This is a genomic window from Actinoplanes lutulentus (assembly GCF_003259845.1).
GTDB classification, from domain to species: Bacteria; Actinomycetota; Actinomycetes; order Mycobacteriales; family Micromonosporaceae; genus Actinoplanes; species Actinoplanes lutulentus.
In genome coordinates, this window is record NZ_QLMJ01000008.1 from 208,105 (window position 1) to 220,232 (window position 12,128).

General features: G+C 67.7%; 11 protein-coding genes. 3 read left to right on the forward strand and 8 right to left on the reverse strand.

What is annotated here, in order from left to right; translation table 11 throughout:
- Positions 1-6 precede the first annotated feature (6 nt).
- A complete protein-coding gene (locus B0I29_RS19360; RefSeq protein WP_181557873.1) occupies positions 7-615 on the reverse strand; it encodes a TetR/AcrR family transcriptional regulator in 609 nt (202 codons plus the stop codon).
- A gap of 158 nt (positions 616-773) precedes the next feature.
- Here B0I29_RS19360 and B0I29_RS19365 point away from each other — a divergent pair, with 158 nt between their 5' ends.
- Both B0I29_RS19365 and B0I29_RS45780 read left to right on the forward strand, forming a co-directional pair.
- Positions 774-1,919: an alpha/beta hydrolase gene (locus tag B0I29_RS19365; protein ID WP_111650415.1), complete on the forward strand. Its 1,146-nt coding sequence runs from the start codon at positions 774-776 to the stop codon at positions 1,917-1,919.
- Positions 1,916-2,074 carry a hypothetical protein gene (locus B0I29_RS45780; protein WP_181557874.1) on the forward strand — a complete coding sequence of 53 codons (159 nt, stop codon included), beginning with the start codon at positions 1,916-1,918 and terminating at the stop codon, positions 2,072-2,074. The genes B0I29_RS19365 and B0I29_RS45780 overlap by 4 nt, the downstream gene beginning before the upstream one ends.
- A gap of 1 nt (position 2,075) precedes the next feature.
- Here B0I29_RS45780 and B0I29_RS19370 read toward each other — a convergent pair whose 3' ends face one another.
- The gene (locus B0I29_RS19370) at positions 2,076-3,584 is read right to left on the reverse strand and encodes a glycoside hydrolase family 43 protein (protein ID WP_111650416.1); all 1,509 of its coding nucleotides are present in this window, start codon (positions 3,582-3,584) and stop codon (positions 2,076-2,078) included.
- Positions 3,581-6,238, reverse strand: a complete 2,658-nt coding sequence (locus B0I29_RS19375) for an alpha-L-rhamnosidase (RefSeq protein WP_111650417.1) — start codon at positions 6,236-6,238, stop codon at positions 3,581-3,583. The genes B0I29_RS19370 and B0I29_RS19375 overlap by 4 nt, the downstream gene beginning before the upstream one ends.
- Positions 6,239-6,351: 113 nt before the next feature.
- On the opposite strand from B0I29_RS19375, the gene B0I29_RS19380 reads away from it, so the two are divergent.
- Positions 6,352-6,954, forward strand: a complete 603-nt coding sequence (locus B0I29_RS19380; protein ID WP_111650418.1) for a TetR/AcrR family transcriptional regulator — start codon at positions 6,352-6,354, stop codon at positions 6,952-6,954.
- A gap of 9 nt (positions 6,955-6,963) precedes the next feature.
- Here B0I29_RS19380 and B0I29_RS19385 read toward each other — a convergent pair whose 3' ends face one another.
- The 5 genes from B0I29_RS19385 to B0I29_RS19410 all read right to left on the reverse strand — a co-directional run bounded on the left by B0I29_RS19385 (position 6,964) and on the right by B0I29_RS19410 (position 12,114).
- Positions 6,964-7,875: an alpha/beta hydrolase gene (locus tag B0I29_RS19385; RefSeq protein ID WP_111650419.1), complete on the reverse strand. Its 912-nt coding sequence runs from the start codon at positions 7,873-7,875 to the stop codon at positions 6,964-6,966.
- Positions 7,875-9,086 (reverse strand): family 1 glycosylhydrolase, encoded by a 1,212-nt coding sequence (locus B0I29_RS19390; protein ID WP_111650420.1) that lies wholly within the window; start codon positions 9,084-9,086, stop codon positions 7,875-7,877. The genes B0I29_RS19385 and B0I29_RS19390 overlap by 1 nt, the downstream gene beginning before the upstream one ends.
- A gap of 28 nt (positions 9,087-9,114) precedes the next feature.
- Entirely contained in the window at positions 9,115-10,806 is a 1,692-nt protein-coding gene (locus B0I29_RS19395; protein WP_245972616.1) for an MFS transporter, read from the reverse strand.
- Positions 10,727-11,146: a penicillin acylase family protein gene (locus B0I29_RS19400; RefSeq protein WP_181557876.1), complete on the reverse strand. Its 420-nt coding sequence runs from the start codon at positions 11,144-11,146 to the stop codon at positions 10,727-10,729. Before B0I29_RS19400 ends, B0I29_RS19395 begins: the two co-directional genes overlap by 80 nt.
- A 554-nt stretch (positions 11,147-11,700) precedes the next feature.
- A complete protein-coding gene (locus B0I29_RS19410) occupies positions 11,701-12,114 on the reverse strand; it encodes a DUF6193 family natural product biosynthesis protein (protein ID WP_111650424.1) in 414 nt (137 codons plus the stop codon).
- Between the last annotated feature and the right edge of the window lie 14 nt (positions 12,115-12,128).

Here is a 12,128-nt window from a genome sequence, read left to right on the forward strand (position 1 = left end):
CGGCCGCTATGCGGTGGTGGACTCACCAGCCGACCGGCGGCGGATCTGCAGCAGACGGCGGCCGCTGTCGAGGAACTGCTCCCGCAGCACGGCGTCGTCGAGAGCGGCCACTGCCGGGTCGCCGAGCGGGGAGGCCAGCCCGCCGATAAAGACCATCAGCGGGATTCGATCGGCGGGGTCCGACGCCACCCTTACGATGAAGGAGCCGACCCGGCTCTCCCATCCGGGACGTTCCTCATGCCGCGCCAGGAGCCGGGACACGTAGGGATCATTCATCAGCACGGCGTACTGTGATCGAAACTCCAGCACGAGGTCCACACATCCAGTCAGGATCTCGTTCAGCTGCGCCTGCCGGCCACGGCGGAATTCAGCCTTGGTGAGAACGGCAGCGAGTTTCTCGAAGATCGGCGCGACGACACCCAGGACGAGATCGTCCTTGCTCTTGTAGTGGTAGAAGAGGGCGGCCTTCGTGACCCCCATTTCGTCGGCGATCGCCTGCATGGTGGTGCCTGCCACGCCGGTGTGGGCGAACAACCGAAGCGCCGTGGCGTGCAGCTGCTGCTTGCCCGCGCCGTGCGGCCGCAGACGTGTTTCCGGCGCCATGGGCACCCCCATCTTCGTCTCCCCGTCTCCGGCCATCGTACGGAGATGGTGTGAAACTTACCGCACGGTCAGATAGAAACTATCCACGCGGTAAGTTTAAGACGTACGGTTTTGCTGCCGAACACACCGCAGCGAGCCCCGTCCCAGCACTGGAAACGAGTACCGACGTCATGAACAAGTGGGTTGAGCGAACACTCTTCACCGCGCTTTACGTGGTCGCGACCGTGGCATTCCTTCTCGTCGCCTCGACCTTCCTGCCCACCCCGGTGAACGTTGTCGGCGCCATCCTGTCCTCGCTCCCGGCGTACGTCATCACCATCGCGCTACTTCTGACCGCAGGTGCGGGATGGCTGTGGTGGTGCCGCCGTACCCGGGCCCGGCAGGTCCTGGTCGTCCTCACCGCCCTGACCCTGCTCGGTGGCATCGTGGTCTTCGGGCAACAGCTGTCGCTGGCACACCGTGAGAACACCGACCTCGACGTGACCAAGATGTTCGCCCTCTCAGACGGCGACACCGCACCTGATGAAACCGTCACCTACCTGCGCTTCAACGGCGAGGACGTGCCGTTGTCGGTGTGGCGCCCGGTCGGCGGCAGCCAGGCCGGCGCCCCGGTCATCGTGATGGTGCACGGCGGAGGCTGGGTCTCCGGCTCCCGGCTGGAAGGCACCCCGCCCGGTCACGCCCGATGGTTCGCCGAGCACGGGTACCTCGTCATCAGCGCCGACTACACCCTGTCCAACCAGCAGCGCCACCTCTGGGACGTCACCGAGAGCCAGATCGGCTGCGCCCTGGCCTGGACCGGAGCCAACGCGCAGCGCTTCGGCGGCGATCTCAGCCGGCTCTCCATGGTCGGCGACTCCGCCGGCGGCAACCTGGCGCTCCAGGCCGCCTACAAAGGGAACGCAGGCACACTCTCCCCGGCCTGCGAGGGCACCCTCCCCCGAGTCCGAGCCGTCAGCGTCCTGTATCCCGGGGCCGACATGGCAGATCTCTACGAGAACAGCTCCTCCCGGACCTTCCTCGAGCAGTATCTCGGTGGCAGCCCTCAGCAGTACCCCGACCGATACGCCGCCACCACCGTCACCAACCACATCAGTACCCAGGCCCCGCCCACTCTGATCACCGTGGGAACCTCCGACGGCCTCGTACCCCCGAAAGGCTCCTACAAGCTGTACGCCAAGCTCCAGGACAGCGGCGTAACCAGCGAACTGATCAAAATCCCCCACGGCCAGCATGTTTTCGACCTGCCCAGCGCCGTCGGCACCCAGGTCTGGCGTCAGGCCACCCTGCGCTGGTTCACCGGCCACGTGGCATGACACTCGCCGATCAAGCCGAGGCTGCCGGCGTCGCCGTGACAAGGGTGGTGTCCCCCTGGGCGGATCACACCATCACCCTTCAGTTCGGCGGCGCCCCGAACCAGATGGCGTTGCAGCTCATGCTCAAGCACTTCCAGGGCCACGACACCGCGTAGGTCAGGGGGTGTCCCATCCCTGGTAGGTGTACGACCGGAAGGTGACGGTGCCGGACGTGGCGTACAGACCGAGCACTCTTCCGACGAAGGGAAACGCGACCTCCGCCGACAGGTAGCGGCCGTCAAGGTCAGCGACGAGGACGGTGGAGCGTGGTTCGTCGCGGGGCATGGCGCTCAACCGTACGCGGTCGGGTGCCATGCCGGCGTCGAGGCGTGGTGTGACCGGCACGGTCTCCACCAACAGAACGACAGGTCCAGCAGGCAGGATCGTCTCCCACTCCTGCCGGATGCCGGCCACGCGGGCTCGTCCGACGACGCGGGTGCCGCCGGGAATCGCGCTCGCTTCGAGGTCGTAATGGTGGTGCTGATCGAACAGAACGGTGCATCCCCCAGTCCCCCGCGTGACGTCGACCTCGACCGAGACCGTGGCGGCGACGCTGACCTGCCGGCGGCCGATCAGACAAGGCCGCAGGTCGTCCGGCGTCGTTCCGTCACCGGTGATGGCGAGCGCTCCGTCAGCGAGCGAGGCGACCTCTGCCGGACGGCGTCGTACGGCGATCCAGCCGTCGTCGAGGGTCGCGGTGCTGAACGTGTCGTGGTACTCGATCGGTTCCGGGCGAAGGTTCACGGTCACCGGGTCAGCGACCGGCCATGCGTCGACCCAGGAGACCCGGGTGGCGAACGTTTCCCGGCCCAACGGCGAGAAGCCGTGGGTGAGCCCGCGGGGCCGCATACCGAGCAGGACCATGCCGGTGCTGCCGTCGGGTAGTTCGACCAGGTCACCGTGGCCGGTGTTCTGGATCGGGCGGTCGGTGCTGCGGGCGCTGAGGAAGGGATTCGAAGGGCCAGGCTCGAACGGCCCTTGCGGCGAGCAGGACCGGGCGACGCTCACGCCGTGGCCACGTTCGGTGCCACCCTCGGCGATGATCAAATACCAGTACTCGCCACGGCGGTACAGATGCGGCGCCTCCGGGAATTTGAGGCCCGTTCCGCTCCACAGCGTTCGCGGCTCGTCGAGGATGCGGCCACCGGTCAGATCGACGCGTACCTGCTGGATCCCGCGGTGGGTCTGCTGGGCGCCCAGCGGGGCGGCGGAATACGTGACGAACGCGTTGCCGTCGTCGTCCCAGGCGAGGTCGGGGTCGATGCCGTCGAGTCCTTCGACAACGATCCCGTCGCTCCACTGTCCCGCCGGGTCGATGGCGGTGAAGAGCAGGCAGCCCCTGCCGCCCAGCACCGTGACGATGAGATAGAAGAGATCGTCGTGGTGGCGGATTGTCGGAGCGTAGACCCCGCCTCCCGCGGGGACGTCGCTGATGCCCAGCTGTTCGGCGCGGGTGGCGACGTTGCCGACCTGCTTCCAGGTGACGAAGTCGGTGCTGTGGTAGATCGGCAGGCCGGGCAGGTATTCGAACGTCGACGTCACGAGATAGTAGTCGCCACCAGCCTTCGTCACGCTCGGGTCAGGGTTGAAACCGGGGATCAACGGGTTATACAACTCGGTGCTCATGCGATGACCTGCTTCCACTCGAAGACATGGGTTCCGGAGCCGACATGGTGGATGCCGTCGCGGCCGGTGCGGACGCGGGCAGTGGCGCCGGGTGGCACGGTCACTTCGAGGTGGACCTGGTCGGCATCGCGTGTCCAGCCGCTGGTGGCGGTGCCGAACGGGGTTCGCAGGGTGGCACAGGCGTGGGTGAGCCCGCCGCCGATCAGCGGTTGAATGTCGATGACCCGGTACCCGGGTTCGCCTGGTGTGAGGCCGGCGACGCGTTCGGTGAGAAAACCGGCGACGGCGCCGAGCGCGTAGTGGTTGTGGCTCAGGTGGGCGCGGCCGTCGGGTTTGTGGCCCTCCCACGATTCCCACACGGTGGTGGCTCCGCACTCGACCTGGTAAAGCCAGGACGGGCTGGTGTTCTGCAACAGAAGCCGCCAGACGACGTCGGGACGGCCGCCGTCGGCGAGTGCCGGCAGCAGCATCGGGGTGCTGAGGAAGCCGGTGCCGAGGTGGTCACCCGCTTGCTCGATGAGCGTGACAAGGCGGGCGACGGCGGCAGGGCGCTCGCCGGGCTCGAGCAGGTCGAAAGCGAGTGCGCGGACGTAGTCGTCCTGCCGGTCGCTCCCGATGCGTCCGTCGGCCGCGAGAAAGACGGTCCTCCATGCGTGGCGGGTACGGTCCGCCAGCCGCCGATATCGGGCCGCGTCGGGATCGTGGCCGAGCAGTGCGGCGATGGTGGACAGCGTCCGGGCGGAGTGTTCGAGGTAGGCGGTGTTGACCACGCTGCCGCGCCGGTAACTGTCGACGACCGAGCCGAGGGCGCCGGTCCCTGGGCGCAGCCATTCGCCGAAGTGAAAACCGGTGTCGAGGATGTGCTGCTCGATGTCGGAGCGTCCGGTTCCGCGCAGCCGTCGCCGGAGGCTGCGGTGTTCGTATGCTTTGCTGGCGAGGTGGTCGACCCAGGCGGTCATCGCCGGATACCCGCGTTCCAGGACGGTGCGGTCGCCGTAGTAGCGATACAGCGTCCAGGGAAGAAGGACCGCGGCGTCGCCCCAGCCGATGGATCCGCCGCCGGCCCGGACAGCACGTTGCAGGCCGCCGGAGAAGGTGGAGCCCTCGGCGGGGATGAAGATCGGGATGCGACCGTCGGGTAGTTGCTCGGTGGCCAGGTTGCGCAGGTAACGGCGCAGGTAGCTCTGGGCGTCGACGTAGGTGGTGGCGGTCGGGGCGAAGACTTGGATGTCGCCGGTCCAGCCGGAGCGTTCCCGGGTCGGGCAGTCGGTAGGGGTGTCGACGAAGTTGGAGCGCAGCGACCACCCGACGTTGCCGTACAGCTGGTTCAGCCGCGGGTCGGAGCAATCGAAGCTGCCTGAGGCGGGCAGGTCTGACGACAAGACGATGCCGTCGACGGATGTGGGATCGAGGTCACCGGGCAGGCCGTCGACCTCGAGGTAGCGGAAACCGTGGATGGTGAACCACGGCTGGTAGGTGGTGGTCGCGGAGCCGAGGAGGACCTCGTCGCGCTGCTGGAACTTGCCGATGGCCCCTTCGAACAAGTAGTCGACGTCGAGTTCACCGTCGTCGCGCAGGACTTCGCTGTGGGTCAGTCCGATCCGGGCGCCGGCTGGTCCGGTGAGCCGGATCCGTACGACACCGGCGAAGTTCTGTCCGAAGTCAACGATCTGTTTGCCCGATGGGGTCCGGGTCACGGTGCGGGCCGGCAACAGGTGCACCTGCTGGACCCGAGCCACCTCCTCAGCGATCAGGGTGCGTGGCTGGTCGAGTACCCACGCCGCAGAGAACCGGGCCGGCGTCGTCTCGCCGGTATGCCAGTCGTCGTCGGAAATGCGCTGGTCGGCTTGTTCTCCGAACTTCGGGTCGGCGGTGCGGATGCGGCCGGCGCCTGCTTTCCAGGTCTCGTCGGTGGTCAGCAGCAACCTGCTGCCGTCGGCGAGGTCGAGTTCGATCTGGGCGAAACCGGCGAGCCGGTCGCCGTACACGGCGGGAACGTTGTGGCCGCCGTTTCTCCCGCGGAAACGCCCGTCAGCGACGGCCATCGCGAGCACGTTGCGGCCGGTGGTGACGGCGTCAGTGATGTCGTACGTCTGGTATTCCACCGCGGTGTCGAACGGTGTCCACCGTGGGACCAGCGCCGGGCCGGTCAGATCGACGCCGTTGACGAAGAACCGGTACCAGCCGAGCGCCGACACATAGGCACGTCCCCGGACGACAGCGGACGGCACCTCCACGACCGTACGCAGGTACACCACCTGGTAGTCGGCCGTGCTCGCCGGAGCCGGGCCGCTGATCCATCGGGCCCGCCACCTGGCCGGGTCGAGGATGCCGGTCTCGAACGTGGCCGGTTCGCTCCACAGGCCGGCGCGGTCCTGGTCGTCCCAGGTCCGGACTCGCCAGCGGTAGGCGTGGGCGGATGCGAGTGCAGGCCCGCCGTGGACGATGCCGAACGGCTGCGCACCGGCCGCCGGGCCGCTGTCCCAGATGAGGTCACCGGGGCCGAAGCCGGCTCCGGCCGACACCTGCACCGCGTATTTCGTCTGTGGTCCGGCTCCGGGAGCCGGCCGCCAGGCGAACTCCGGCCGCGGGTTGTCGATACCCACCGGGGCGACCCGGGTGTCGGTACGCAGATCGATCGGCGCGCCGGTCATCGGACACTCCTCACATGTGGGGCCGGCCACCGGAGAGGCTCAGCGACAACAGTCGAATTCCCTACTGCGGTAAGGTTTTCGTGGCCCGCAGTGGTCACGTTCCGGAGGTCTCGATGTCGGCGAAGACGGGCACGCGTGGCCCCTACGCGAAAACAGCGAAGGTACGGGCGCGGGCGATCGACGCCGGTATCGCGTTGTTCAGCTCGGCCGGTTACAACGGCGCCACCCTGACGGTGATCGCCGAAACCCTCGGCATGACCTTGACCGGGTTGCAGCATCATTTCCCGACCAAGGAGAGCCTCCTCACGGCGGTGCTGGAGGAACGTGATCGGCGCGCCGAGGAGGCGTTGCCGAGCAGCGGTTCGCACACCGACGCGTTCGAGAATCTCGCAGCGATGCTCAGCGAGAGTCAGAAGACTCCCGGGCTGATGGAGCTGCAGTGCGTGCTCTCCGCGGAGGCGACCTCCGCCGATCACCCCGCGCACGAGTACTTCCAGCGGCGATATGCCAGGCTTCGCGGCGAAGCGACCGAGGCCTTCCGCCAGATGGCCGAGGACGGGCAGCTCACGTCGGCGTACGAGCCGGCCAGCCTGGCGGCAATGCTCATCGCCGTGGTCGACGGCCTGCAGCTGCAGTGGCTGCTCGAACGCGGGTCGGTGGACATCGAGGCGGAGACCCGGCGGTTCCTGCGGACGTTCATTCCTGCCATCCATTGACGTCGCCGGTCACCCGGCCCGCGGTGGCAGCGCGGCGTCGATCAGCGCGCGGGCACGTCCGTTGCACTGGCGCCCCTGCGCGAGCGGTACCGCGTTGAAGCCGTGCGGCGCGTCGTCGAAGATGTCGAGATGTACGTCGACGTCGTCAGCGCGCATCCGTTCGGCCAGCCGGCGGGCGTCGTCCAGGATGAGGTCCCGGGTGCCGATCGCCATGTAGGTCGGCGGGAAGCCGTGGAACGAGCCGAACAGCGGTGAGATCGCCGGGTCGTCCAGTCGCCGGTCACCGGCGTACCAGGTGGCCGCTTGAGCCACCTGGGAATGCACGAGGATGTCCCGGCCCCGGTTCGCGGTCGCCGAGTTCCCGCTGAGCGACAGGTCGCCCCACGGGTAGATGGCCACCAGCGCCGCGGGCATGGGCAGGTGCTCGGCTGCGGCGGCCTGGAGCAGGGTCAGAGCGAGCCCGCCACCTGCGGAATCGCCCGTGACGACAAGCCGGTCCGCCCCGACGGTGTCGAGCAGAGCTCGGTACACGGCCAGCGCGTCGTCCTTGGCGGCCGGGTACGGATGCTCGGGGGCGAGCCGATAGTCGACGCTGACCACATCCGGTCCGCCGTGCTTCCACGCCTGAATCGAGAGGGAGTCCGGAACGCCGAGAACGTAGGCTCCGCCGTGCAGGGCCAGCACTGTTCCTCGCGTGCTGTTGCCGGACGAGAACCGCACGACCCGTACCCCGGCGATGTGCTCTTCGGTCTTGCTGATGCCTTTCGGCAGGCGGAAGCGGCCCGCCATCCGGATCGCCGAGTCGCGTGCCGCGGCGAGGTCGTACGGTGTGCCTTCTTCATCGCGAAGCGCCCTGACCACCAGGCGAGTGATGAACCGTCCGAGCGGCCCGGATCGTTTCGTCGTCGCAGGGAACCGCATCAGATCGTCTCCTTGAGGCAGGCACGGGCGTGGGCGCCGAGCCACGCGAGGCTGGGGCGCGGCTGGCGTTCGAGGGTGGACCGGTCGACGGCGATGAGCCCGAACGTCGGCCCCCAGTGGCCCCACTCGTAGTTGTCCACGGCGCTCCAATGCAGGTAGCCGCGCACGTCGAGCCCGTCGGCGACGGCATGGGCGAGACCGTCGAGGGCGGCTTCGGTGTACCGGATCCGGACCTCGTCGTCTGCGGTGGCGATGCCGTTCTCGGTGACCAGCATCGGCGTTCCCCCGGTGATCTCCCAGGCGTGCCGTAACCCCATCTCGAGGGCGTCAGGCCGGTACGCCCAGCCCGATAGAGTGTTGTCGGGATGCTGCGGGTGCGCGACGATGCCGTTCTCGTCCACGCTCTGACTGGTGTAAGCCTGGACACCGATGAAGTCGTCGACGCGCGACACCTCCAGGAAGCGGTCCTCCCACGCCCACCGGGTACGCGCGAAGATCTCCTCGTTGCCGGGCGTGACTACAAACTGCTGACCGGCGACCGTCCATCCGGCCTTCGCCGACGTGTTGGCTCGCACGATCTCGACCGCGCGCCGGTGCGCGGCGGTCAGGATGTCTGCGACCTCGCCGTCCGGGGTCGGCAGGCTCAGGCTCGTCACCGCCTCGACCGAAGCCCTGCCATCCAGGGCAGGGGCACCGCCGCGCAGCAGTGCCGTCATCGACGCCACGATATTGGGCTCGTTGATGGTGCACACCCATTCGACGTCCTGCAGGATCGTCGTCGCCTGCCGCACATATCGAGCGAACAGCTCGACCGCGTCCGGGTTCAGCCAGCCACCCATCGCGGCGAACCAGAGCGGCGAGGTGAAGTGATGCAGCGTGACGACCGGGGTTAGCCCCAGGCCGATCGCGGTGTCGATCATGCGGCGGTAGTGGTCGAGTTCGCGCTGGGAGAATTCCCCCGGATTCGGCTCGATGCGCGCCCACTCGATGCCGAACCGGTAGGCGGTCAGGCCTGCACCGGCGAGCAGCCGCATGTCCTCGCCGTAACGGCGGTAGCTGTCGACGGCGTCGCCGCTGCGTTCGCTGATGAACGAGGCCGGGTCGTTCTCAAGGTGCCACCAGTCAGAGTTGGTGTTGGCGCCCTCGGTCTGGTGCGGCGACGTGGACGCGCCCCAGAGGAAACCGTGGCGAACATTGGAGGGTGTCGACATTGAGGCAGTTCCTTCGATGTGGAGGCTGTCAGCGCACGCGCTTGATCGGCAGGATGAAGACGATGCTCGCCATGGCGATCGCGATGGCGCCGATGAATACGGCCGGGTAGCCGCCCGCGGCAACGAGCACTGCGGCGAGGCCCGGGGCGAAGATGCCGGGGGCCGTGTTTGCCACGGTGAGGAAGCCGAGGTCTTTGGCGGCGGCGTCGTGGTCGGGCAACACTTCGACCATGAGGGCCTGGTCAACCGAGATGTAGGTGCCGTATGCGAGCGAGGCGACAGCGGCGAAGAGCAGGAACGCCAAGGGCTCCCGCGACGTCAGCAGCAGACCGAGCGCGACGGCAAGGACGATCGCGGCACCGATGATGAACGGCCGGCGCCGTTGGAGCCGGTCGGAGAGTACGCCGAACACGACGGTGCTCACGCCGGCTCCGGCAGCGAGGATCACCCCGGCGAGGGCGAGAATCCGCCCGGCCTCGTCGTCGGCGGCACCGAAGTGGTCAGTGAGGATGAACAGCTGGTACCCGATGACCGTGACCAGTGCCAGCAGAAATGCCAGCCGGCCGCCGAAGACCAGCCAGAAGTCCCGATCGGCAGGCGGCCGCAGAGCGATCAGCAGATTCTTCACGCTCGCGTGTTCCGGCCGCCGGTCCAGGGTGGACGACGTGGGGATGATGAACCAGCCGACGACAGCGGCGAGCACCATCAGCCACGGCACGACTGCCAGGCCTACCCTGGGGACGGAGATGAAAGCCGAGGCAACCACCCCGCCGACGGCGATGCCGAGCAGGCTGCCGATGCCGATCAGCGAGGACACCCGGCCGAGCCGGTCCGCGGGAATATGGTCCGGGAGCAGCGCCGACAGCGCCACGACCATCGATGCCAGACCCACCTGGAAGCCGACGAAACTCACCAAGATCAGCAAGAAGCTGTCGGCGGCCGGCACGAGCAACAGACTCACCGCGCTGAACAGCGCCGTGCCGAGGATCCATGGCTTACGGGCACCGAATCGGCTGCGGGTGCGGTCGGACAGAGCACCGACCGTGAACGCCGCGATCACACTGAGAATCGCGCTGACGGTCGAGATGATCGCGGCAAGCCGGACCTTCTGAGCATCGTCGACCTGCGCCAGCAGCGCCTGCAACAAGGTGGGCGCGCTGGACGAGGGAATGCCCCAGGCGAGCGTCGCGAACAGCAGATAGAGGCCGAGAGCCCGAGCTTCATGCTGCGTTGAGCGGCTGGACGCTGAGGGCGGGTCAGCGGGGAGCGGTGCCGCAGGGTTGCTGTTTATCGCCATCCCATGACCTCCTTGAACGGCGCCAGCCACTCCGGCGCGAATTTCTGACTCGACTTCGAAATTTAACTTGCGGGGACTGTAACAGGAAATTTGAAGTCCAGTAAGAAATTCGTTGACCCGCTTCGAGCCCAACTCTGCGAGCAATATCGGGACCTGGTTGAACACGCCTGCTCCGGTGCAGCGCTGCGGCCGACGCCAGCCGGCCATCCCGAAGCCGAAGCCGAGTTCCTGCAGGCGCAGCCGGACCGTCCGCGGTCCCGGCCGCTTCGAGCGTTCCTGCTGGGCGACCACATCTATCCGGATCCGCTGCGCTATCCGCACTGGGCGCGGTGGGCAGCCGGAATCATCTCCGCCGGCGCCGTCCTCTACTTCCTGCTGTCCCTGATCTACGACGTCGGCGCCCCACGCCGGTACCTCGCCCACCGGGACGGGACCGGCCGGCCGTGTCCCAGCCCTTGCCGGAGTAGAGCCGCGTCTGGTCGGCATACCAGGGTGAATTCGGGTTCGTCGACTGCGAGTAGGTCAGGATCTGCCGGCCGGCCGGCCGGGCGGGCCGTGCCGGCCGAGCTCGACGGCCATGACGAACGACCGATCCATGTACGACCTGCGGGTACCCGACACCCGGCACCAGCGGGTTCGTGATCACGTTGAACACGCCCGCCTCACCGCGGCCGCCGTGAATGGGGATGCGCTGGCCGCCGCGGGCATCGGTGTGGATGTCCCCGAACTTCGCGTCGAGCAGGATCCCGGCGAGGCGCTGCACGGCATCGGCGAGCGCGGTGCTTATCCGAGGATCTGCGGCGTTGAGAAGGCATCGACAAGCAGCCTGGACAGCGATTCAGACGCCCAGACATAGCGGCTGTGCTGGTACGCATGACGAACAGCCGTCAGCTGGTCGGTGAGGTCGCCGACCTCAGGCCGCACGACACGCTCGGGAGTCGCCATACGACCCGTGCCAACGGTAATGATCGCCGTCACGAGCGCCGTGGAGTGGGATGCCATCACGCCTGGGACGCCGCCCTAGTCGTGAGCGCCTTCGATACCTGGCTAGCAATAGAAAACATCCAGGCCGTAGTGGGAACAGAACGCGGTCCAGCGTTGGGTCTCGATCCGCTGCCGGCTGGAAGCCAAGACCGTGGCGACCGGCGAGCGCAGATTGTCGTAGCGGATCTCGCCCGTCGGTACCCGGGGGTTTTCAGGGCGTGGACGTGTCCCTCCAAGAACGCCTCCTGACCGCCGGAGGCAGACCCGAAGATCTTTTCCGCACCAGCAAGCGTCGGTCTCGGCCTTCGGTGGTGCGGCACCGCCGCCAGGGGCCTACGGCTGTGACTCGATGCTGCCGATCCAAACCGTGCCGTAGTGCGGCGGCAGGGCCTGGACTGCGGCGGCGACTGCCGCGGCGGGGTCGTCGGTGTCCAGGAGCACGGGCGGTTGTGAGTCAGCGAGGTTTCCCTGGATGCCGGTGGGATGAGGAGCGTAGGCGACGAAGTGGGGTTCGGGGGCGAACCAGATCCAGGGGCAGTCTTGCGTGAACGGGTAATGGGAGCAGCGGCTGAAATGCAGGCTGTTGTGGCTGGTGTAGGGGAACAGGTTCCGTAGCGGGGTGCCTTGCGCTGCGGCAGCCAGTTGACGAAGCCGCATAGCGACCCAGTCATCGCCGGTGCAGGCCAGCGTGCCGTCCCACGTTGCGTCGCGGATCTCGTCGAGGGAGGGCGTGGATTCGGCTGGCATGAGCCCATTGTGGC

Coding starts and splice junctions, on each gene's coding strand:
- B0I29_RS19375 (WP_111650417.1), bottom strand. CDS start 6,238: ATGACCGGCGCGCCGATCGATCTGCGTACCGACACCCGGGTCGCCCCG.
- B0I29_RS19380 (WP_111650418.1), top strand. CDS start 6,352: ATGTCGGCGAAGACGGGCACGCGTGGCCCCTACGCGAAAACAGCGAAG.
- B0I29_RS19410 (WP_111650424.1), bottom strand. CDS start 12,114: ATGCCAGCCGAATCCACGCCCTCCCTCGACGAGATCCGCGACGCAACG.
- B0I29_RS19370 (WP_111650416.1), bottom strand. CDS start 3,584: ATGAGCACCGAGTTGTATAACCCGTTGATCCCCGGTTTCAACCCTGAC.
- B0I29_RS19365 (WP_111650415.1), top strand. CDS start 774: ATGAACAAGTGGGTTGAGCGAACACTCTTCACCGCGCTTTACGTGGTC.
- B0I29_RS19390 (WP_111650420.1), bottom strand. CDS start 9,086: ATGTCGACACCCTCCAATGTTCGCCACGGTTTCCTCTGGGGCGCGTCC.
- B0I29_RS19385 (WP_111650419.1), bottom strand. CDS start 7,875: ATGCGGTTCCCTGCGACGACGAAACGATCCGGGCCGCTCGGACGGTTC.
- B0I29_RS19360 (WP_181557873.1), bottom strand. CDS start 615: ATGGGGGTGCCCATGGCGCCGGAAACACGTCTGCGGCCGCACGGCGCG.
- B0I29_RS45780 (WP_181557874.1), top strand. CDS start 1,916: ATGACACTCGCCGATCAAGCCGAGGCTGCCGGCGTCGCCGTGACAAGG.